A 21,458-nucleotide genomic window follows, 5' to 3' on the forward strand; every position below is an offset into this window, starting at 1 on the left:
TCGGGTCAAACGATCGTCGAAAAGCGCGCTCAGATTACGATGCGTCAAACCGCTTCAGCAATCCTGCAAGCTGCTCGTTCTGCAGCCGCAGCTTTTCTGTGAGCTGCCGTCTCAGCTGCCGGACCTCTTCATCCAGAGCAGCAACTTCGTCGAACGACGTCGGCGGCGGTCGCCCGACGACGGGCGCTTCCTTCGGCTGAATCGCTTTAACAGCAACTGGCCTAGCGCTTGGCTTCGTGACGCGCCGCTGCACTTTTCTCGGTTTCGCCGATTGTCCGCGTTCTGACGCGTGTTCGGCGGCGCGCGGCGAATCGACCGTAATGGCCGCGGACACCTGCTCGACTATCTCGGCCGGGATAACGAGGTTACCGGTTGGGTCAGCCGACGTGTCCGGCCCGTCAACCGTCGCGCCTGCACCGTCGTCGCTCCGATCCAAGGGTGCCGGAATGCCCTCTTCCGGAGCGAACGATGGTTCGTCCGGCTTCGACGTTTCGGCTTCCGGCGGGCTCGCAGGCTCCTTGATCGTCCGGCCAAAAGGCGTCAAACCGGCCAGGTATTTCCAGGGTGACTTCATCGTGCGCCCTCATCTCACGCGATGGCGTCGGCACCCATTGCTAGGACCGTAAGCCACCAAAATGTAGGAGGAGGCCGATCGCGCAGACCGATCGGCCATCACCGAAAACGATCAGGAAAGACCGAGCCGCTTGCGCAGGTCCGCGTTCTCGGCCCGCAGCTTTTCGGCCAGCGCCTTACGGAGTCGTGCATTCTCTTCTTCGAGCTGAAGCAGGTCCGCGATGTCGTCAAGGACCGGAGCTGCCGCTGCGGTGGTTTGCTTCGGCGCTCGGGTCTTTCCGGCGCCCTTGGCGCTGTTCTTTGCCGAGGTCTTGCCGCCGGCCACGACAGTGGTCACGCCTTCGGCCGACGTCGCGGAATTCTTCCGGCGTCCCCTTCCCGTCTTGACACCATCTTCCTTTGGGGCTTCGGCGGTCGCTCCCGCAGCGACGTTCTTCGGCTTCGGGCCCCGGCGCTTTTTCGGCGGCGCAATTTCCGCCGGGGTGGTCGTCGTCTCGACGGTCTCGATATTGTTGTCGTCTGCCATGGCTGTTCCCTCTGCAACTATCAGGCTTATTTCCAACGCGGAAAGGGCAGAGTCAATGAGACTCTCCGGTCCGCAACAACCCGGCTGTCAAAAGACGGCGCCGCTTTTCGGCAGCTTGAGACTTTCGCAGAGGCGTGAACTCAGCGAATGGGTTTTGTACGGGAGCCCCTCTCCATCCAAAAACGCTGTACAGGCGTTGGCGGGCTCCACTGATCAGAGCCCTTGCTCGGTCTACCACTACGACTGTGCCAGAGCTCCGTAACCCGGTCTCTTGTAGAGCATGCTCTCGTTGGCCGCGATTTCAGGATCGTAAACTCTTGCATCCCACACCGCCGGTCCCACTTCGGAGATGGAAACGGAAAGGGAAGCATCGCTTGAACCTAAGATGGTTTTCGCGGCTTCGACTACTTTCGCGGCGAATTCCTGCTTCTGCTCCTCGGTGCGGCCAGGGAACATCTTTACGGCTATGTGCGGCATTTCCATTCCATTCGTTGGTAGCGAGTGCACTGATGCGGACAGAAACGACCTTGAGTATGACGCGGGTCGCGTCTCTGATCGATATCCCACCCGCTCACCGGGCGATAGCCCGTTGTGGCGATCAAAACGCTAGGTGCGGCAAGCAGGATCAGCCCATCACGGCTGATGCCTGTGCGGTCGCGCTTCGCCCGGTCATTCGCAAATCGATGCTGCTTCCCATTGCTCCACTCCGGCGCGCAATCGACTGGGAGCTGGACGCAGATTTTTTTGGCGCCGGAATAAACTTCAAAAACATAGGCATAGCTGATCCGCAGGAAGAACGCAGCTCTATTAGCTGATTAGAAAATTTAAATGCCAAGCAAGCGATTAACCAGTATAGCTAAATTGGTATGCACCTATTCGCTCGGCGCGCGGTCCGGGATAGGAGCCTGAGGTACGCGCGCTCAGGAGGTATTTCTGCCGGCAGATTGCGCAGCTTAGAGGGGAGTCAGCTTGCATAGAAAAGATTGGAGCACAGACGGACGAGGCAATATTCGAACATCTGCCGTCATCGATTGGAAAGCTGAGGCCGTCACTGCAGATGCGAGTGGCGACGTCTTCTTGAGGATCGAATTCAGCGTCGATCCGAATCGAACCGACGTGTCGTCACTGCAGTTCAGATTAACCGAGCAGCAAGCGAAACACCTTGGTGCAAAGTTGGCTTCCATCTCAAACCAGTCACCGCAATCATCGGGGCTTTTCAGCACAGCCCGACAGTGCGTTTCGACATAAAATAGCCAGCAACCCAGAACGACGAAGGCACCAAATGCCCGCATGCGAAGTACGGTCCCGTGCCGATTGGCGGCCGTGTTCCAGACCGTTCGAACCGTGGATCGCCTGCGAAGCGCGCATCGCGCAGACCCAAGCACTATTCTAGGAGGCACTGCATGACAGCTGAAGAAATGTCGCCAAAGTTTCTCACGCTCCAGCTTGGCGGCGCCATTGGAGAATTTGCATTGAACCAGGAAATCGCCGCAGCGCTCACGAGGCTTCCGGATGACCCTTCGCTTTACTTCGATCTTTGCGAAGAACACCTGCTCATTCCGCTCGAGCAGTTGGTCAACGCGCGTGCGCGCGAAAGAGGGATCGTCAATGCAAACCGCCATATGCTGGCGGCGGCCAATGGCCGTCAGGAGAGAAGGAAACCGCTCACCGTTCGCGCGCTGGGTAAGGAGCTATGGCTCGTGGTCGATGGGAATTCGACACTGCTCAACGCCCGACATTCGAATTGGCGGGCGCTCCCCTGCAGCGCCGGATGACCAGAGCGCCTTATCCAACAGGTATGGACCCAAGGGCCCAATGGAACGGCTTTCGACGAAAGGCTACAATTGCGCTGTGGAAATCGTCGGCATTTGGGCCGTGCACGCTGGAACGCCAGATGACAAAAGGGATCCCGTCGGATGAGAATTCCCGCGTCATCAAGAGGGGAAAAAAATGACAACAACCAATGAGATTGCAGAAAAGATCGCGACCGAACATGGCTTGACTAAAGTCCAGAGCAAGGCGGTTGTCGAAGCGGTCTTCGCTGCCGTGACTGCCGCCGCCACAGCTGGCGCCGAAACATCGATCCCGGGCTTCGGAAAGTTCAAATTGAAGGACACGCCAGAGCGCGAGGCTCGCAACCCGGCAACCGGTGCGACCATCAAGGTTGCTGCTGCGAAGAAGCTGACCTTCGCGCCGGCCAAAGCTCTCAAGGACGCGTTGAACGGCTGACGCAAGCGGAGCGGCTTCACGCCCGCCGACGGCCTGAGGCGTCGCTCATCATCCGGCGCTTATCGAACGCTTACACCTGGCGAGTGACGATCACCGCACCGATCCTCCCTGGAGGGGGTCGGCTTGGCCCCGAAGGGACGAGATATGCGTCGATCGTTCCGGTGCAGCATCGAGGATGCGACTGCAGCACAACCCTAGTGGTGCTCCGGCCCCAGAGCTTCTGCCGCGAGCAGAGGCTCACGCCGACGTCCAGTGCCGCGGCCGGAAAGGCTCATTTGCTCCTCGATTGCGACCCGCAGGTTTACTGGCGGCGGCGCAAACCTGCCCCAGTTCCGGACGATACATTATGCGATGCCAACGCCCAAAATGGGAAGAAGCGCTTCACAATGCTCGTGATGGTCTCACCACGTGGAGTGAGCAGCCGCACCAGGCAACATCCGAGGTCGGCCTCGAATGCGGCCTCACCTGGTTGCCCACGGCGTGACCCAAAGACTGATCCGCAGGCTGTGCGATTTTTTTCGAAAGCGTACCCAAATTGGGGATTCAGACCTTCCCTCCCCTGAGATTTGCCTCCAACGTACATCAACAACGCCTGTTGGATTGTAATCCTGCGCCGGACAGGCGAGATCGCCTGTCCGGATCCGAAACGGCTGTCGAGTGCTCCCGCATCGACCCGCGGTAGCCGACGGCTTCGTTTGGCGAAGTCGTGTTATTCCTTCAACTGCAGGGTCGAATTTGAAAGTCAGTAAATCTGTGTCGTCGGTTTCATGAAACCTAGCAGCCTGAACGTACTGGTCATCGATGAAAACCGCATTCGCGCATCAGTCATTGAAGACGGATTGCGGGATGCAGGATACGTTCAGGTGACAATCATTGCCGACATGAATGGACTTGCCAGGAAGATCACCGAGATCGATCCTGATGTCATCGTCATTGATCTCGAGAACCCCAACCGGGACATGCTGGAAAGCATGTTCCAGATATCGCGTGCAGTAAAACGACCAATCGCGATGTTCGTCGACAAGTCCGACGAAGCATCGATCGAAGCGGCTGTGGACGCCGGCGTCTCGGCATACATTGTCGACGGTCTGAAGCAGGAACGCGTACGCCCCATCCTCAAAATGGCAATTAGCCGTTTCAATGCGTTTTCGCGACTGAGCCGGGAGCTCGAAGAAGCTCGTGGCGAGTTGGAAAACCGCAAGTTGATCGACCGGGCCAAAGCGGTGCTGATGCGCACCCGGGGGCTATCAGAGGAAGAGGCCTATGCTCTATTGCGGCGAACGGCCATGGGCCAGAATCGGAAAATCGTCGAGATCGCTCAAAGTCTTATCACTGCGGCTAGCCTGCTCGATCCCGGAGCTGAGGTATGAAGAAATACAGGCACGAAATCACAGCGGGCTTCCTGCCACTTCTGGACAGTGCCCTCCTGATCGTCGCCAAAGAGAAGGGCTTTGCGGAAGTCGAGCAGATCGACCTTACGCTCATGCGTGAGCGATCCTGGGCAACGGTCCGAGACAGACTGGCGGTCGGACATTTCGAGGTAGCCCACATTCTTGCGCCAATGCCAATTGCCTGCAATCTCGGTCTGACCGCGCCTGCACCGCGAATGATCGTTCCCATGGCGCTCGGGCTCGGCGGCAATGCCGTTACTGTATCGGGCGGTCTTTGGTGGCAGATGGTTGACAACGGGGCAGCTGGCGACCTCGATGCGCGCTCCAGTGGCGCCGCATTACGGCAAGTGATTGCACAGCGAACGGGAGACCCGCTTCGTTTCGGTGTCGTTCATCCCTATTCCGCACATAATTACGAACTGCGGTACTGGCTTTCAGCGAGTGGCATTGATCCCGACCGTGAAGTCGAGATCGTGACTTTGCCTCCCGCGGATATGGGCGACGCCCTGAAGGCTGGTTCCATCGACGGTTATTGCGCCGGCGAACCCTGGAATACGTTCGGCGTTCTGAAGCGCGGAGCACATCTGGCGACAACCAAGGCGGCGATCTGGAAATCCAGTCCCGAAAAGGTACTCGGAGTGAACGCACGTTGGGCTGATAGTCATCCCGAAGCGCTCGCCGCATTGCTGAGAGCGCTTTACCACGCGTCCGCCTGGTGCGCCGAGCCGGCCAACCACGAGGAACTCGCAGGCTTGCTCTCGGGGGCCGCCTACATAAACAAGTCCGCGGAATGGCTGCGACCCGCGCTGACGGGCGAGCTCAGAATTGGCCTGCGCTACACGCAAACAGTGAAGGATTTTTTTGTCCCGAACGCTAAAGCGGCGACGTTTCCGTGGAAGAGCCACGCGCTCTGGTTCTATACGCAGATGGTTCGCTGGGGTCAGGTCGAGCATACCGATGCTCATCAGCGGGTCGCCGGCAACACCTATAGGCCGGATATTTACCGCGGCGCCCTTAAGACACTGGGTCTCGCGATGCCCGCCGCCAGCTCCAAGGTTGAGGGTGCGCTGCGCATGGAAACGCCGGTCGGCTCAAGTGGCGCCCTGACGCTCGGTCCGGACGGCTTTTTCGACGGCAACCTTTTTGACCCCGATCGCATCGAAGACTATCTCGCCGCTCAAAAACAGCCGTGACCTGCGCCTATTTTATATGCAGCGCATAATATTTGGCGGCTTGTGCAAATCTTTTAGTCACCGCCTCCGGCAGTTAGAAGCAAAGATTCGCCCAAAAGGCGCGAAACCATACCAATTCTGAAACTGGCATGGCCTTTGCATAGTAATTTCTGAGCTGAAAGGCCGCACAGCGTCCAACGAAGGGCGCACCTCAAGCAAAGCTGTTGAGCAGGATAGCCCGGGTACTTTTCGTACACGCGCCCTGACGTGCTGGTTTTCGCATTTCTGACCCTCAACGTTTGATTGGCACGACCTTGTCGGGCCACGGAGAAGTCATGTCTAGTTCTGAGAAAAGCTGTTCGATGTATGCCGGCGAACCAGCGAAAGCACTGTGGATCTCCACCACTGCCTTCACCATCTGTTTCGCGGTCTGGACGATCTTTGCGATCATCGGTGTTCGCATCAAGCAGGACCTCGGCCTCTCCGAGGCGCAGTTTGGTTTGTTGGTTGGCACGCCCATCCTGACCGGATCCGTCGTCCGTCTCGTCCTTGGAATCTGGACTGGGCGTTATGGTGGTCGTTTGGTCTATACGCTCACCATGCTGGCTTCGGCACTGGCGACCTTCCTGCTGAGCTATGCCACGACTTATACGGAAATGCTCATTGCAGGCCTGGGTGTCGGTCTCGCCGGAGGATCCTTTGCGGTCGGGGTCGCCTACGTTTCACCGTTCTTTCCGCCGGAAAGACAGGGGACAGCGCTCGGCATCTTCGGCGCAGGCAATGTCGGCGCCGCCGTTACGAAGTTCGCAGCACCGTTCGTGTTGATCGCATGGGGTTGGCAGACAGTTGCCGAGATCTGGGCCCTCGTGCTCGCGGCAACAGCAATCATCTTCTGGTTTTCGACCACCGACGATCCTGCATTCCGCGAGCGCCGCAATCGCGGCGTCGCATCCAAGAGCCTTTTGCAGGAATTCGCTCCGCTAAAGAACGTTCAGGTGTGGCGCTTTTCGCTCTACTACTTCTTCGCTTTCGGCGGCTTCGTCGCGCTTTCGCTCTGGCTGCCGCGCTATCTCGTCGGCGTCTACGGCTTCGATATTGCCGTGGCAGGCATGGTTGCCGCCGCCTATTCCATCCCCGGCAGCATCTTCCGCGCCTTCGGCGGCATGCTTTCTGACCGCAAGGGCGCGCGCACCGTCATGTACTGTATGCTCGGCGTCTCTGCCGTGGCGACACTGATCCTATCGCTGCCGGCAGCGAGCGAGGGGCATTCCTTCGGCATCACGCCCGCCGCATTCATCGTCACGGTTTTCGTTCTGGGTTTCGTCATGAGCCTCGGCAAGGCCGCCGTCTACAAGCACATCCCGGCCTATTATCCGGAGAATGTCGGCGCCGTCGGCGGCATCGTCGGCATGATGGGTGGCCTCGGGGGCTTCTTGCTCCCAATCGCCTTCGGCCTTCTCAAGGACCTGACCGGCCTGTGGTCCAGTTGCTTTCTGCTGCTGTTTGCGATCGTCGCGATCTCTCTCATCTGGATGCACGTGTCCGTAAAGCGGATGCAACGTCGGGCGCATTCCGCGACCGCCACGGCAACTGCCTAACCTAGGAATTGGAATTATGACTCAAAAGCTCGTCATCATCGGCAACGGCATGGCGCCCGGACGCATGCTGGAGCACCTTTTCGAACAGGCCCCCGAGCAGTACCAGGTCACGATCTTCAACGCCGAACCGCGCGTCAATTACGACCGCATCATGCTGTCGCCAGTGCTGTCGGGCGAGAAGGACTACGAAGAAATCATCATCCACGGCGATGGGTGGTACATCAAACACGGCATTACGCTCTACAAGGGTCACAAGATCGTTGCCATCGATCGAAACGCCAAGACCGTCACCTCCGACCATGGCGTCACCGAGAGCTACGACAAGCTGGTCATCGCCACCGGTTCGGTGCCCTTCATCATTCCGGTCCCGGGCAAGGATCTGCGCGGCGTCATCACCTATCGCGATCTCGACGACGTGCAGGCAATGCTGCTTGCGGCGCAGTCGCGCGAAAAAGCGGTCGTCATCGGTGGCGGCCTGCTCGGACTTGAAGCGGCAGCCGGCCTTGCCTCGCGCGGCATGGACGTCACCGTGCTGCACGTCATGCCGACGCTGATGGAGCGCCAGCTCGATCCGGCCGCCGGTTACCTGCTGCAGAAAGCTGTCGAAGATCGCGGCATCAAGGTCATCTGTAAGGCCAACACGAAGGCCATCATTGGCGACGGGAAGGTCGAGGGCATCGAGCTCGACGACGGCCGCATCATCTCGGCAACGCTGGTGGTGATGGCGGTCGGTATCCGACCCAACGCCGGTCTTGCCAAGGACGCCGGCCTGGCGGTCAACCGCGGCATCGTCGTCGACGACGGCATGATGACCTCCGATGGGGACATCATGGCGCTCGGCGAATGCGCCGAGGTCGGCGGCATGGTCTATGGCCTGGTGGCGCCACTCTACGAGATGGCGCGGGTTGCCGCCCGCCACCTGGCCGGCGATCGCAGCGCGGCCTTTGTCCACTCCGATACGCCGACGAAGCTGAAGGTCACCGGCATCAACCTGTTCTCGCTTGGCGATTTCGCCGACGGTGATGACCGCGAGGAGATTGTGCTGCGCGATGCAGCGGGCGGCATCTACAAGCGGGTCGTTTTGAAGGACAACCGTATCATCGGCACGGTGCTCTATGGAGAGACCGGCGACGGCGCCTGGTTCAACGATCTGAAGAAGAAGCAGACCGATATTTCCGAAATGCGGGAAACGCTGATCTTCGGCCAGGCCTACCAGGGAGGGTCGCCGCTGGACCCTATGGCGGCCGTTGCAGCCTTGCCGGATGATGCGGAGATCTGCGGCTGCAACGGCGTCTGCAAGGGCAAGATCGTCGAGACCATTGGGGCCAAGGGCCTGAGCTCGCTCGACGACGTGCGGGCTCACACCAAGGCGTCTGCCTCCTGCGGCTCCTGCACCGGCCTTGTCGAGCAACTGATGTCGCTGACGCTTGGCGACAGCTACAATCCGGCTGCCGTCCAGCCGATGTGCACCTGCACCGAGCTCGGCCATGACGACGTGCGCCGTCTGATCAAGGCGAAGGGCCTGAAGACCATTCCCGCCGTCATGCAGGAACTGGAGTGGAAGACCTCCTGCGGCTGCGCCAAGTGCCGACCGGCGCTCAACTACTACCTCGTCTGCGACTGGCCGGACGAATATGCCGACGATTACCAGTCGCGTTTCATCAATGAGCGCGTCCACGCCAATATCCAGAAGGACGGCACCTATTCGGTGGTGCCGCGCATGTGGGGCGGCGTCACCAATGCGCAGGAATTGCGCGCCATTGCCGACGTCGTCGACAAGTTCGAGATCCCGCTGGTCAAGGTGACCGGCGGCCAGCGCATCGACCTGCTCGGCATCGAGAAGGAAGACCTGCCGGCGGTATGGGCCGATCTCGGCAAGGCGGGCTTCGTCTCCGGCCAGGCCTATGCCAAGGGCCTGCGCACGGTGAAGACCTGCGTCGGCTCCGACTGGTGCCGCTTCGGCACCCAGGATTCGACCGGCCTCGGCATCCGCATCGAGAAGTTCATGTGGGGTTCCTGGACGCCGGCCAAGCTGAAGATGGCGGTCTCCGGCTGTCCACGCAACTGTGCGGAAGCCACCTGCAAGGACATCGGCGTCATCTGCGTCGACTCGGGCTTCGAGATCCATTTCGCTGGGGCGGCCGGGCTCGACATCAAGGGCACGGAGGTGCTCGGACTGGTCAAGACCGAGGACGAGGCGCTGGAGCATATCGTGGCGCTGACGCAGATGTATCGCGAACAGGCGCGTTACCTCGAGCGTATCTACAAATGGGCGAAGCGCGTCGGCCTCGACGAAATCCGCCGCCAGATCATCGGCGATGCCGAGAAGCGCAAAGCCTATTTCGACCGCTTCGTCTTCAGCCAGAAATTCGCCCAGGTCGACCCCTGGTCGGAGCGCGTCTCCGGCAAGGACAAACACGAATTCCGGCCGATGGCGACGGTCGGTTTTTCTGAAGCTGCAGAGTGAGGTGATGGACATGAACTGGCATCCGATCGGCGACATCTCCGACATTCCGCTGAGGGGCGCGCGCTGCGTGAAGACGCCCCAAGGCAAGATCGCCGTGTTCCGCACCGCCGAAAACGAGGTCTTCGCCATCGAGGACCATTGCCCGCACAAGGGCGGGCCGCTGTCGCAGGGCATCGTCCACGGCGCGGCAGTGACCTGCCCCTTGCACAATTGGGTGATCTCGCTCGAAACCGGCAAGGCGCTCGGGGCGGACGAAGGCGCGGTGCGCACCATCCCGGTGCGCATCGACGGCGGCGCGCTCTACATCGCGCTCGAAAGCCTGCTGATTGCGGCGGAATAGCCATGGAGCGGGAGGCCAAGACCACCTGTCCCTATTGCGGTGTCGGCTGCGGCGTGATTGCAACGGTCACCGAGGATGGCGCCGTCTCTGTTCGCGGTGACACCGATCATCCCGCCAACTTCGGCAGGCTCTGCTCCAAGGGCTCGGCGCTGGCCGAGACCCTCGACCTCGACGGCCGGCTGCTGCATCCGGAGATCGGCGGCAAGCAGGCCGGCTGGGACGAGGCGCTCGATCTCGTCGCCGCGCGCTTCGCGCAGACGATCGCCGAGCACGGGCCGGACTCGGTCGCCTTCTATGTCTCCGGGCAGTTGCTGACCGAAGACTATTACGTCGCCAACAAGCTGATGAAGGGCTTCATCGGCTCGGCCAACATCGACACCAATTCCCGGCTCTGCATGGCCTCGTCCGTCGCCGGCCATCGGCGCGCCTTCGGTTCGGACACGGTTCCCGGCTGCTATGAGGATCTGGAACTCGCTGACCTGATCGTTCTTGTTGGTTCGAACCTCGCCTGGTGCCATCCCGTCCTCAACCAGCGCATTCAGGCGGCAAGACAAAGCCGACCAGACCTGAAGATCGTCACTATCGATCCTCGCCGCTCCGTCAGTGCCGATCTCGCGGACATGCACCTGATGATCAAGAGCGACGGCGACGTTGCCCTCTTCAACGGGTTGCTCGCGCATCTCGCCGGATCCTCGATATTCGACCGCGACTATGTATCGGCCCATACGATTGGCTTCCAGGATGCGCTTGAAGCAGCGCAAATCCGGAGCCTGTCGGATATCTCGGCGGAAACAGGTCTATCGATCGCCGAATTGCTGGCCTTTTACCGTCTGTTTGAAACGACAGAAAAGGTCGTCACCTGCTACAGCCAGGGCGTCAACCAGTCTTCGATCGGCAGCGACAAGGTCAATGCGATCATCAACTGTCATCTGGCAACCGGACGCATCGGCCGGCCGGGCATGGGGCCCTTTTCGCTGACCGGTCAGCCCAATGCGATGGGCGGCCGCGAGGTCGGCGGTCTCGCCAACATGCTCGCCGCCCACATGAACATAGAAGACGATGCCGCGCGCGATCGCGTGCAGCGTTTCTGGGGATCCCCGACGATCGCGGCAAGGCCCGGACTCAAGGCTGTCGAGATGTTCGAGGCCGTTGCCGATGGGCGCATCAAGGCGCTCTGGATCATGGCCACCAATCCGGTCGTTTCGATGCCGGACGCCGACCGGGTGCGAGAAGCCATCCGCAACTGCCCCTTCGTCGTCGTTTCCGACATCCAAAAGAACACCGATACTGCTGCCCTCGCCCATGTGCTGCTCCCTGCAGCCGGTTGGGGTGAGAAGGACGGAACCGTCACCAACTCCGAGCGGCGAATTTCCCGCCAGCGCAATTTCCTCGATCTGCCCGGCGAAGTAAGACCGGACTGGTGGCAGATGGCGGAGGTCGCCAAGCGCATGGGCTTTGACGGCTTCGATTATACAAGTCCCGCCGAAATTTTCGTCGAGCATGCTGAACTTTCAGCCTTCGAAAACGACGGCACCCGCGACTTCGACATAGGCGCGAAAGCCGGGATTTCATCTGATGCCTTCGAGGTTATGACACCGTTCCAATGGCCCCATCGCGCCGGCACGCTCGAGAGCGCCACGCGCTTCTTCGCCGGTGGTCAGTTCTACACACCCGACCGCAAGGCGAGATTCATTGCCGTAAGGTCCGAGCGCGAAGAGCGTACCAGCAAGGACATGCCCTTCGTTCTCAATACCGGGCGCATCCGCGACCAGTGGCACACCATGACCCGCACCGGTAAGGCAGCGCGCCTCTCGTCGCATCTCGCCGAACCATTCGTCGAAATCAACCCGGCCGACGCCGCCGAACTCCAGATTCCCAAGGCTGGTTTGGTGAAGCTGGAGAACGCCTTCGGTTCCGTTGTGCTGCGCGGACTGATCACGGAGCGACAGCCGCGTGGCAGTGTCTTCGTGCCGATGCATTGGAATGACGAGTATGCGGCCAACGCGCGCGTGGATGCCTTGCTCGCACCACGCACAGACCCCGTTTCCGGCCAGCCTGCGCTGAAGAATATTGGCGTCAAGGTCAGACCGGCCGAAATCCCATACTACGGTTTTGCCGTTGTTGCCTCACGACCCGAGAGACTGAATGCGCCGTATTGGGCAATTGCCAAGGCGGAAGCCGGCTGGCGCGTGGAATTCGGCTTCGACACGCCGCTTGACGATATCGAGACGTGGTGCCGCGATACCTTTGGTCTTTGGGATCGCGGTGAACATCTCGCCTATGCCGACAACCCCACGCAACAGCAGCGCCACGGCTTCTTCGACGGCGAACAGCTGCTGCTGGCGTTCTATGCCGCGCCGGAACCTGTCGGCGTCTCGCGCGACTGGGCCGTGAAACAACTCAGCGTCCCATTAGAGACGATGCGGGCACGCGTAGCGGTTCTTGCTGGTCGGCCGGGAGCAAATCAGATGGACCCCGGAGCAACGGTTTGCTCCTGCTTTTCGGTCGGCGTCAATCAGATCGTGGGCGCGGTCGCCAGCGGCTGCCATACGGTCGAAGCGGTCGGCAAGCAACTCAATGCCGGAACCAATTGCGGCTCCTGCCGCGTCGAAATCAAAGGGATTATCGATGGTTGCCTCCGTCAAGCTGCAGAGTGATCGAAAGGAGCGTATCGCTACGCTCGCTTCGCTACCGGTGTTCTTCGATCTCAAGGGAAAATCCGTTCTGGTCGCCGGCGGCAGCGATGGAGCAGCGTGGAAAGCTGAACTCCTGGCAGCAGCCGGCGCAGAGGTCCATGTCTTTTGCGCAGCCAGCGAGCTTGCCGAGGTCTTCCAGGAGAAGCTTGACCAGTTTGTCTACCACGATGCGCCGTGGCAGACGGCATATTTCAAGAGCTTTGCTTTGGCCGTGGGCGACTGCGAGACCGAAGAGGAGGCGCGTGCCTTCCACGATCGCGCAGTAGCCGCCGGAATTCCCGTCAACGTTATCGACAAGCCCGCGTTCTGCCAGTTCAAGTTCGGCTCGATTGTCAACCGTTCGCCCGTTGTGATCGGCATCTCGACCGATGGTGCTGCTCCGATCCTTGGTCAGGCTATCCGCCGGCGGATCGAAACCCTCCTACCGCAGTCCCTCAAGTCCTGGGCTGAACTCGCGCAGTCCGTTCGAACTTATGTGACGGAAACCCTCACCTCGGTTCAGCGCCGAAACTTCTGGGAGCGTTTTGTTGATCGAGCCTTCGGCACTGGCGAGCCGAATGCGGACACAATGCCTGGTCTATTAGCAGACGCAGATCGGATCCGCAGCACTGCCGGCGCCGTCGGCCGCGTCACACTCGTGGGCGCCGGTCCGGGCGACGCCGAGTTGCTAACACTAAAAGCCGTCCGCGCCCTTCAAGCGGCCGACGTGATCCTGTTTGATGATCTTGTCTCCGGAGAGGCTCTGGAACTTGCTCGCCGCGAGGCCAAACGCATGCTGGTGGGCAAACGCGGTGGTCGTGAGAGCTGCAAACAGGAAGACATCAACGCGACAATGTTGGCGTTTGCCAAGGCTGGCAAGCGCGTCGTCCGCCTCAAGTCCGGCGACCCGATGATTTTCGGGCGCGCTGGCGAAGAGATCGCCCATCTTGATCGAGAGAACATTCCAGTCGACGTTATCCCCGGTATCACGGCTGCAAGCGCCATGGCCTCGTGCCTCGGGATATCGCTCACTCACCGAGACCACGCCCAATCGGTACGCTTCATCACCGGCCATTCCCGTCACGGCGGACGGCCGGCCGACATCGATTGGACGACCGTCGCCGATCCCCGTACGACAACAGTGTTCTACATGGGCGGCAGGACAGCACCGCTCATTTCCGAGCGGCTGATCAGCGAGGGCCTGCAGCCTTCTACTAGGGTGATCGTCGTAAGCGACGTCAGCCGGGCCACTCAGCGGGAATGGCATGGCAACCTCGCGGACCTTGCCAGCGGCATGGAGAAGATCGGCTACGAAAGCCCCGTCCTCATCGCCGTGGGCGAGGCTTTGGCAGCTCGCGGAAATGAGGTCATCGATGCCAGCGATATCGCCCAGGTTCCGGTCCGGGCAGTAGGATTTCACTGATGGAACTGGACGTGAATTCGCCGGCATTCCTCGTTCTCGCGATCAGCCTCAGTTGGAACCGGTTCGCGTGCATTTTTCGCGCGGAGTCAAGCGCCGCGCTTGCGGCCACGCCACTGACCACGGCCGCCACCGCCATCAGTCTGTCGGCCTTAGGGCTAGCGTTCGCTGACAACACCCTATGGCTGGGATTCCTGATCGTGGCGGCCGGCGTGCTCATCGGCTCGACCCTGAAGAGACAGCCCGCCGGGGTAACCGTAGCTCTATCTGCGATCAGCCTCGCTGCGTATCTGCCGTTTCTCCCCGCACCTTAAGCCGCGCGTTAGTCAAAGAGTTTGCCGGTCAAGGAGAATGCACTCCTTTTCGACCTTCGCCCTGAACCTCGGACGTGCCGGAGTATCATGGCATGAGACTGTCGAGCTACCAGTCGTCACGTTGAGGGGGAAGAAAATCAAAGCGATCGTGGCTCCTCCTTGGGTTGCCGTTTTGCAGAACGGGCTCCGGCACTCCCTTTCTCCTGCTGGGGCGGCGAGCACAGCACACGCTGCATTTGGCCCCATTTGTCGCCTTTCGGGGCCATTTTTTGCCCGTCGAGGTCATGTGCGCCGCCGCTGGCAGCGGGGTTGGTAAGGCTCGGTCATGGGTATACGCCTTGAAAGCTGAAAGTGGTTCCCGCCCGCCGAGTTTTCCTTCGAGTGCTGTATAAACTATGTCGGCTCCGACAATTGCGCCCATATGTTGCGGATACCGGGGCTTCACAGGCTGTTCGCTCATCCCGAGAAGGGACATGCTTGGTACATGCTCACTGTTGGCGCCTGGTCCCTTCAGGGGCCATTTTTCCGGATCCCAGGTATCGGAACCTTTTCCCCCTGAGCACGTTTCGTACTCTCGATCCCCTGCTCTCGCTCGGGGGTCAAACGCTGGCAGGCTTTACCACCCCTGAGTGAAGCCAGAAGCGGCCTCGTCGTACCCCCGGCGGGGCCATTTCTTTTATAACCTTCAGAACACACGCGCTGCTAAGCTTCCCATGGTCCCACCGACGTCGGGTGGAGTTTGGGCTCCTTTGTCGTGGCGCGCGCGGAACACCTTGTGCCCTCGTTGGTTTGCTTACTGTCGAAGATCTATAATCTCGACGGGGATCAAAAGCCGGACTCCTTTCCTCCATATGGTGCGGAGTTCGGCCGACTTGCGGACTTACCAGCCGACACCGTTAGTTGCGCTGCGCACATGTCAGAAATCGCTTTCACTGCCCATTACAATCGTGCATTGTACGCACCCGAGAGAAGGAACATCATGTCCTACGATTGGGAAGGCGCCCGACGTCGACGGTATAAGCACGCCCGGCTCTGGCTTTTGATTGCCTTGGCAGCTTGGCTTGTCGCCCTCGCGTTGACGTCATAACCGCGCGTCTGAGTGTTAAACCGGGATCTCGCACGAGTTCAGATTCCCTGGTGGACGGCGCATCCACGCCTTGGGCACCTCTTGAAAATTCTGGGGGCCTCATTTCAAACCCAGCCACCACGCTGTTGGAGCGCAAACTGAATCGGACAGCCCCCGTCACTGGCGCCAAGTGACCGCGGAGCGCGACCCGGCCCCTAGCGACCCAGCGCTCTCGGGTATGCCTCATCAACAAGACCGAGAGCCAAGGACGCCGCAGAGGTTCTCGGGTGTGCTGTGGCTACGAGCAGGGGTGAAGGCCGCTAAGCATCCTGGTTGCTTCCTGCTTGGATAACAGTTACCGCTACCCCGGTATCAGCTAAGGCCACGAACGCGGGTACAATTGGGCGCGACCGTTCTAGAAGAGGCTGGCATTGGCGGCGATATTCCTTTCAAAATTACTCGACTTTTTGTTGTGGTCGTCACGATTGGAACTACGGCATGGTTGCGCCTTCGTTCTGGTCCCGGCTACTTTTGTTCCCCCTACTTTTAGGGGTTGCTTATTCTACACAACGCAACGGATCGAAATTCACCCGTTTGCATGATTGCGGCAAGCCAAGAGGGTGAATAGGCCCCGCACGCATGCAAAAGCCCCACAGTGAACGAGGATGATGATGGCAATTGGTACCGTTAAGTTTTTCAATCAGGACAAGGGTTACGGCTTCATCTCACCTGAGAACGGCGGAACGGACGTGTTTGTCCATGTGTCCGCGGTTGAAGGCGGCAGTCCGCTTCGAGACGGTCAAAAGGTCAGCTACGACCTTGGCCAGGACCGTAAGACGGGAAAATCGCGAGCCGAAAATGTCAGGTCGGCCTGAGCTGCGACGACTGTCGCGGGCCCTTATCCAACGAAGAACGCGCTGACCTTCGAAGCGGAGGTCAGCAAACCACGCTCAGCTTGTTTTGAAGCGTTCAAGTTTGGAGCAGGAGGTTTCCGGCCGACGGCCCGATCAATATGGCGCATCCCGGCGTTTGGCGATGATGCCTTCGGGGCCGAGCTCACACGCGGCGCGGGAGAACTCGGCGCCGTCGGCGTGCGCCTCCGCCGAGAAGCGAAACGCGCCAGTCCTGCCGGCGACAATCGGCTCGAGCCTGCGCCGACGCTCCGCCAACGGCCGCGATCGCAAACCGTCGCCGCCGAGTTAGAGGAGGTCGAAGGCATAGAAAATTATCTCACTCGGCTCGTGCAAGCTCGGTTTCTTGCCGACCGCGCGCTGCAGCAACCTGAAATCTGACCGGCCCCTGCTAATCGAGAACGACCGCTTCACCATTGATGATCATGGAAGCAACTCCGGAGCCTCTGCTTTATCCCTCATCGAGCCTGATCGGCTTATCTGATCTGACCACACTTTTGCCGCGAGGAGCGGCAATTGCCGAGCCATGTGAGCAAAGTAATCTTTAAAATACAGAGCGCAAAGACCAACTGGACCAAACCCTGGTGGAAGCCGGTCCTGATCGGTACCTGCATCGTCCTTGGACTCGCGCAGGTTTTCGGCAGCATTGTTGTGTATTTAACTTATCGATGACTCGGGCGGCGATCGTGCTCATGACGTCGAAAGAGCGGTAGCGAATATGGATCGGACGGCGATCAACGGAATCGAGCGCAGCTAATACGCTCTCCGGACTTCTGTACGCATCCGAGGTGGGCCGCCTTGTAGGAATTGTCGGATTTGGCAACGACTGTCCTTATTGACGTCAATAAGGACAGTGCAGCTATGGATCGAGTTGAGATTGTCGATACGGGTCGGCGTCGTCGTTTTAGCAAAGAGATGAAGCTCCAGATTGTCGCGGAGAGTTATTCGGAACCTGGTTTGTGTGCGACGACGGCGCGGCGACATGGAATATCGCGTTCGCAGTTATATGAATGGCGCCGGCTCGCGCGAGCGTGGCAACTGGATGCTGCGTCGCCTGTCGGCGGCTTTGTCCCGGCGCTGCTTGCTCCAGAGGTAAAGCCGGCAGCAGGGTCGTTGCCGACCGCCGGCCGTATGGAGGTTGTCAGCGCCAATGGTCGCCGTGTGATCGTGGACCGCGATGTCGACGTTGAAGCGCTGCTTCGGGTCTTGCGTGGACTGGAGGCGCTGCGATGAATCCGTTTCCGATGGGAACAGGGGTCAAGGTTTGGCTTTCGACGGGCTATACGGACATGCGCTGTGGCTTTCCCTCCCTGGCGCTTCGGGTGCAGGAGGTTCTGCAGCATGATCCGTTGTCAGGGCATCTCTTCGTCTTCAGGGGGCGCAGATCGGATATTTTGAAGATCATCTGGCATGATGGTCTGGGCGCCTGCCTTTTTACCCGGCGACTGGAGAAGGGCCGGTTTATCTGGCCGAATATGGAGGGCGGGGCGGTCGCGATCTCACCGGCGCAATTGTCGTATTTGTTGTCCGGGATCGACTGGCGCAATCCGCAGGAAACCTGGCGTCCGACACGGGTCGGATAGCATTATTACATTGAAAATATTGAGTGAATCTGATCGAATGGCTTCATGACCTCGAAGCCTGTGGATCTTCCTGCGGACCTTGCGAGCGCCTATCTGGCGCTGCTTTCCGAGCGTGAGATGTTGCAGGCTGAACGTGATGTCGTTGTTGCCGAGCGCGATACCGTCGTCGCCGAGCGCGATACCGTCGTCGCCGAACGGGACATTGCGGTGGCGCAAGCCGCCAATGCGCAGGCCATGCTGTCGGACAGTGAGGCCTTGATTGCCAGTCTGGAACTGGCGATCGAAAAGCTGAAGCGCGAACTGCGCGGTCGGCGATCCGAGCGCACGGCGCGCCTGATCGACCAGATGGAATTGCAGCTCGAAGAACTGGTGATGGCGGCGACGGAGGATGAAGCCGCAGCGCAGGCGGCTGCCGCCAAGACCGCGAGCGTACGTTCGTTCACGCGCAAACGGCCGCTCCGAAAGCCGTGGCCGGAGGATATCGAGCGCGAGCGCGTGGTGATCGATCCCCCCGTCACCTGTGCCTGCTGCGGTGGGTCGCGCCTGTCGAAACTGGGCGAGGACGTCACCGAGACGCTCGAGGAGGTTCCGCGCCGGTTCAAGGTGATCGAGACGGTGCGGGAGAAATTTACCTGCCGCGACTGCGAGGCGATCAGCCAGTCGCCGGCGCCGTTCCATGCGACGCCGCGCGGCTTCATCGGTCCTCATCTGCTGGCGACGATCCTGTTCGATAAGTTTGGCATGCATAGCCCGCTCAACCGTCAGAGCACCCGGTTCAAATGCGAGGGCATCGAGCTTTCGACCTCGACGCTGGCCGACCAGGTCGGGTATGGAACGGCCGCGCTGCTGCCGATCTTTGAACTGATCGAGGCGCATGTCTTCGCGGCCGAGCGGCTTTTTGGCGACGACACCACCATTCCCATCCAGGCCAAAGACAAATGCACGACCGGGCGAATATGGACCTACGTGCGCGATGACCGGTCCTACGGCGGCGCGGCAGCGCCGGCGGCGGTATACTATGCTTCGAGCGATCGCCGCGGCGAGCACCCGCAGAAGCACCTGGCCGAGTATGGCGGCATTCTGCAGAGTGATTGTTACAATGGCTTCGAGCCGCTCAGTGTCGCCGAAAAGAAAGCGGTACCGATCACCTTCGCCTTTTGTCATGCGCACGCGCGGCGCAAATTCTTTGAACTGGCCGACATCCAGAAAAATGCCCGCGACCACAACCGCAAGGGCAAGCCGATCTCGCCGATCGCCCTGGAGGCCGTCCAACGGTACGACGCGCTGTTTGAGATCGAGCGCGACATCAATGGATTGAGCGCCGCGGAACGGTTGGCCGCGCGGCAGGAAAAGAGCAAGCCGCTGTTCGACGACATGCACGCGTGGCTGAAAGGGGAGCGCGCCACGCTCAGCAAATCGTCCGAGGTGATCGAGCCGATCGATTACATGCTGAAGCGCTGGGATGGTTTTGCCCGTTTCCTCGAAGATGGCCGGATTTGTCTCACGAACAATGCGGCCGAGCGCGCGCTGAGAGGAATTGCACTCGGGCGCCGCAACTGGACCTTCGCCGGTTCCCAGCGTGGGGCCGATCGAGCCGCCATCATGCTCTCCGTCATCACGACCTGCCGCCTCAACGACGTCGACCCAAAGGCGTGGCTCGCCGATGTGTTCGCCCGCATCGCCGATCTTCCCGCCTCCCGCCTGCACGAACTGTTGCCTTGGCAATGGAAGACACACCAAGGGACGGCTATTGCGGCGGCCGCGTAAACAGCTCCCGGAACAACGCTTGCGAACGCTCCAGGCCTTCATCGGTCAGGATCAATGACTTCGACTTGTTGACTGGGTCGGCGATCAAGCCCTTCTTGTGAAGCCTATCCGTCGTTGCCCAGTCGAAGCCCTTCCAGGCGCAACGCTCGTTGTGCAGCGTCAGCCATAACAGCGCCAAAACCGCATCGTCGATCTTGTCCTCATCGATCTCCATGAGCCGACATTACCACGCGCGGCGCTCAAAATCCTGCGGCCCTGCTCGGATGGATACGGACTTCTCGATCGCCAGGTCGTTGTGTCAGATGTCCTTTTAAAGACCAAATGGCACGCCTCGGGAACCTTCAACCACAGCCAACGTTGAATTGGGAGGTGATGCGATTGACCGCAGATTGCCTGTTGGTTGATGACGCAGGTCTCGGAGCGGGGTCGACTTTCGATCGGAGAAGACCATGTCCTTTCAAGATATCGTTGTATATCTGGATGCGGGGCCAAATACCGCCGGACGCGTCCGTACTGGGGCCGATCTCGCTACAAGATACAATGCGAGGCTCATCGGCGTCGACATAAGCACGAAGGCGGCTTTTGACGGAGAGAGCCACAATGCTGCACTCGCCATTCAACAGCAATTTGTGACAGCACTGCGGGGAATGAAAGTCGATTTCAAATATCGAAAGGCCCCGCCGGATGCGCGGACGTCGGAGGAACTGTTTTCCCATTGCGCCGACCTCCTGGTCGCCACGCAAACCAACCCCGACGACAGCCGCCTCTCCAATTCGGCCGTCCCGGAGGACGTGCTGCTGAGCGCAGGGGTTCCGATGTTGGTGCTCCCCGCTGGATGGACAGGTGAAAAACCAATCGGGACTAACATTGTTGTCGCCTGGAATTTCAGTCGCGAGGCAACCCGCGCCGTTCACGATGCCCTGCCACTCTTGAAAGCGGCGCAGAGGGTCTATCTGTTCATGTTCGCTCCCAACTACAGTGATGACAACGAAGACGTTCAGGATATGAAAGCGCACTTGGAACGCCACGGCGCCAACGTCACTTTGGCAGGTTGGCGCGACCGCGGCGAAACGGATATGACCAGCGCTTTGTTTGCTAACCTTGATCGGGAAGATGCCGACCTTATTGTGTGTGGGGCCTACAGTCACTCGCCCTTTTCTGAAGCCGTGTTCGGCGGGGTGACCAAAATTCTGCTGAGCAACATTTCCATGCCGGTACTGATGTCCCACTGAGCCGCGGTTGATCGGCCAGAATGCGACGCAGAGACTAACGATATGAGCTTATCGGTGACCATGACGCGTGGCCTAGCGCGTTGGCGATTGCGCGGCTTGCGCATCAGCCGACGAACTATCTTCTTCTCCAGCTGTCCTGCACCGTCAAGAGGTCGTTCCAAAACGTAGTGCGGGTCGCCAGTCCATCGTAGGGC

19 protein-coding genes are annotated in these 21,458 nt (G+C 60.0%); 15 read left to right on the forward strand and 4 right to left on the reverse strand.

Annotation, left to right across the window (positions count from 1 at the left end; translation table 11 throughout):
* Window positions 1-34 precede the first annotated feature (34 nt).
* The 3 genes from QM996_RS27190 to QM996_RS27200 all read right to left on the reverse strand — a co-directional run bounded on the left by QM996_RS27190 (window position 35) and on the right by QM996_RS27200 (window position 1,576).
* A complete protein-coding gene (locus tag QM996_RS27190) occupies window positions 35-574 on the reverse strand; it encodes a hypothetical protein (RefSeq protein ID WP_334196998.1) in 540 nt (179 codons plus the stop codon).
* A 111-nt stretch (window positions 575-685) separates the two neighbouring features.
* Window positions 686-1,099 (reverse strand): SyrB-like regulator, encoded by a 414-nt coding sequence (locus QM996_RS27195; protein ID WP_334196999.1) that lies wholly within the window; start codon window positions 1,097-1,099, stop codon window positions 686-688.
* Between the two features lie 237 nt (window positions 1,100-1,336).
* Window positions 1,337-1,576, reverse strand: a complete 240-nt coding sequence (locus QM996_RS27200; RefSeq protein WP_334197000.1) for a tautomerase family protein — start codon at window positions 1,574-1,576, stop codon at window positions 1,337-1,339.
* 926 nt (window positions 1,577-2,502) lie between these two features.
* On the opposite strand from QM996_RS27200, the gene QM996_RS27205 reads away from it, so the two are divergent.
* From QM996_RS27205 to tnpC, 14 genes are all read left to right on the forward strand, one after another.
* Window positions 2,503-2,874, forward strand: a complete 372-nt coding sequence (locus QM996_RS27205) for a hypothetical protein (protein ID WP_334197001.1) — start codon at window positions 2,503-2,505, stop codon at window positions 2,872-2,874.
* Between the two features lie 175 nt (window positions 2,875-3,049).
* Window positions 3,050-3,328 carry an HU family DNA-binding protein gene (locus tag QM996_RS27210; protein WP_058321208.1) on the forward strand — a complete coding sequence of 93 codons (279 nt, stop codon included), beginning with the start codon at window positions 3,050-3,052 and terminating at the stop codon, window positions 3,326-3,328.
* Between the two features lie 767 nt (window positions 3,329-4,095).
* Complete coding sequence (locus QM996_RS27215; RefSeq protein WP_334197002.1) at window positions 4,096-4,698, forward strand: ANTAR domain-containing response regulator; 603 nt, start codon at window positions 4,096-4,098, stop codon at window positions 4,696-4,698.
* A complete protein-coding gene (locus QM996_RS27220; protein WP_334197003.1) occupies window positions 4,695-5,912 on the forward strand; it encodes a CmpA/NrtA family ABC transporter substrate-binding protein in 1,218 nt (405 codons plus the stop codon). Before QM996_RS27215 ends, QM996_RS27220 begins: the two co-directional genes overlap by 4 nt.
* A gap of 314 nt (window positions 5,913-6,226) precedes the next feature.
* Window positions 6,227-7,489, forward strand: a complete 1,263-nt coding sequence (locus QM996_RS27225; RefSeq protein WP_334197004.1) for an MFS transporter — start codon at window positions 6,227-6,229, stop codon at window positions 7,487-7,489.
* A gap of 16 nt (window positions 7,490-7,505) precedes the next feature.
* Window positions 7,506-9,956, forward strand: a complete 2,451-nt coding sequence (gene nirB / locus QM996_RS27230; RefSeq protein WP_334197005.1) for a nitrite reductase large subunit NirB — start codon at window positions 7,506-7,508, stop codon at window positions 9,954-9,956.
* 4 nt (window positions 9,957-9,960) lie between these two features.
* A complete protein-coding gene (nirD, locus tag QM996_RS27235) occupies window positions 9,961-10,296 on the forward strand; it encodes a nitrite reductase small subunit NirD (RefSeq protein WP_334197006.1) in 336 nt (111 codons plus the stop codon).
* Between the two features lie 2 nt (window positions 10,297-10,298).
* Entirely contained in the window at window positions 10,299-12,953 is a 2,655-nt protein-coding gene (locus QM996_RS27240; protein ID WP_334197007.1) for a nitrate reductase, read from the forward strand.
* Window positions 12,925-14,394, forward strand: a complete 1,470-nt coding sequence (gene cysG, locus QM996_RS27245; protein ID WP_334197008.1) for a siroheme synthase CysG — start codon at window positions 12,925-12,927, stop codon at window positions 14,392-14,394. The genes QM996_RS27240 and cysG overlap by 29 nt, the downstream gene beginning before the upstream one ends.
* Entirely contained in the window at window positions 14,394-14,705 is a 312-nt protein-coding gene (locus QM996_RS27250; protein WP_334197009.1) for a hypothetical protein, read from the forward strand. Before cysG ends, QM996_RS27250 begins: the two co-directional genes overlap by 1 nt.
* Before the next feature lie 1,737 nt (window positions 14,706-16,442).
* On the forward strand, window positions 16,443-16,646 hold the full coding sequence (locus QM996_RS27255; RefSeq protein WP_334197010.1) for a cold-shock protein: 204 nt from the start codon (window positions 16,443-16,445) through the stop codon (window positions 16,644-16,646).
* Between the two features lie 897 nt (window positions 16,647-17,543).
* Entirely contained in the window at window positions 17,544-17,915 is a 372-nt protein-coding gene (gene tnpA, locus QM996_RS27260) for an IS66-like element accessory protein TnpA (RefSeq protein ID WP_291165244.1), read from the forward strand.
* Window positions 17,912-18,265, forward strand: a complete 354-nt coding sequence (tnpB, locus tag QM996_RS27265; RefSeq protein ID WP_042779359.1) for an IS66 family insertion sequence element accessory protein TnpB — start codon at window positions 17,912-17,914, stop codon at window positions 18,263-18,265. The genes tnpA and tnpB overlap by 4 nt, the downstream gene beginning before the upstream one ends.
* A 45-nt stretch (window positions 18,266-18,310) precedes the next feature.
* Entirely contained in the window at window positions 18,311-20,032 is a 1,722-nt protein-coding gene (gene tnpC / locus QM996_RS27270) for an IS66 family transposase (RefSeq protein WP_334197011.1), read from the forward strand.
* Here tnpC and QM996_RS27275 read toward each other — a convergent pair.
* Entirely contained in the window at window positions 20,013-20,246 is a 234-nt protein-coding gene (locus QM996_RS27275; protein WP_334197012.1) for a DUF6429 family protein, read from the reverse strand. The genes tnpC and QM996_RS27275 overlap by 20 nt on opposite strands.
* A 235-nt stretch (window positions 20,247-20,481) precedes the next feature.
* On the opposite strand from QM996_RS27275, the gene QM996_RS27280 reads away from it, so the two are divergent.
* A complete protein-coding gene (locus tag QM996_RS27280) occupies window positions 20,482-21,264 on the forward strand; it encodes a universal stress protein (RefSeq protein ID WP_334197013.1) in 783 nt (260 codons plus the stop codon).
* Window positions 21,265-21,458 lie beyond the last annotated feature (194 nt).

Source organism: Sinorhizobium chiapasense, assembly GCF_045277575.1.
GTDB lineage: Bacteria > Pseudomonadota > Alphaproteobacteria > Rhizobiales > Rhizobiaceae > Ensifer > Ensifer chiapasense_A.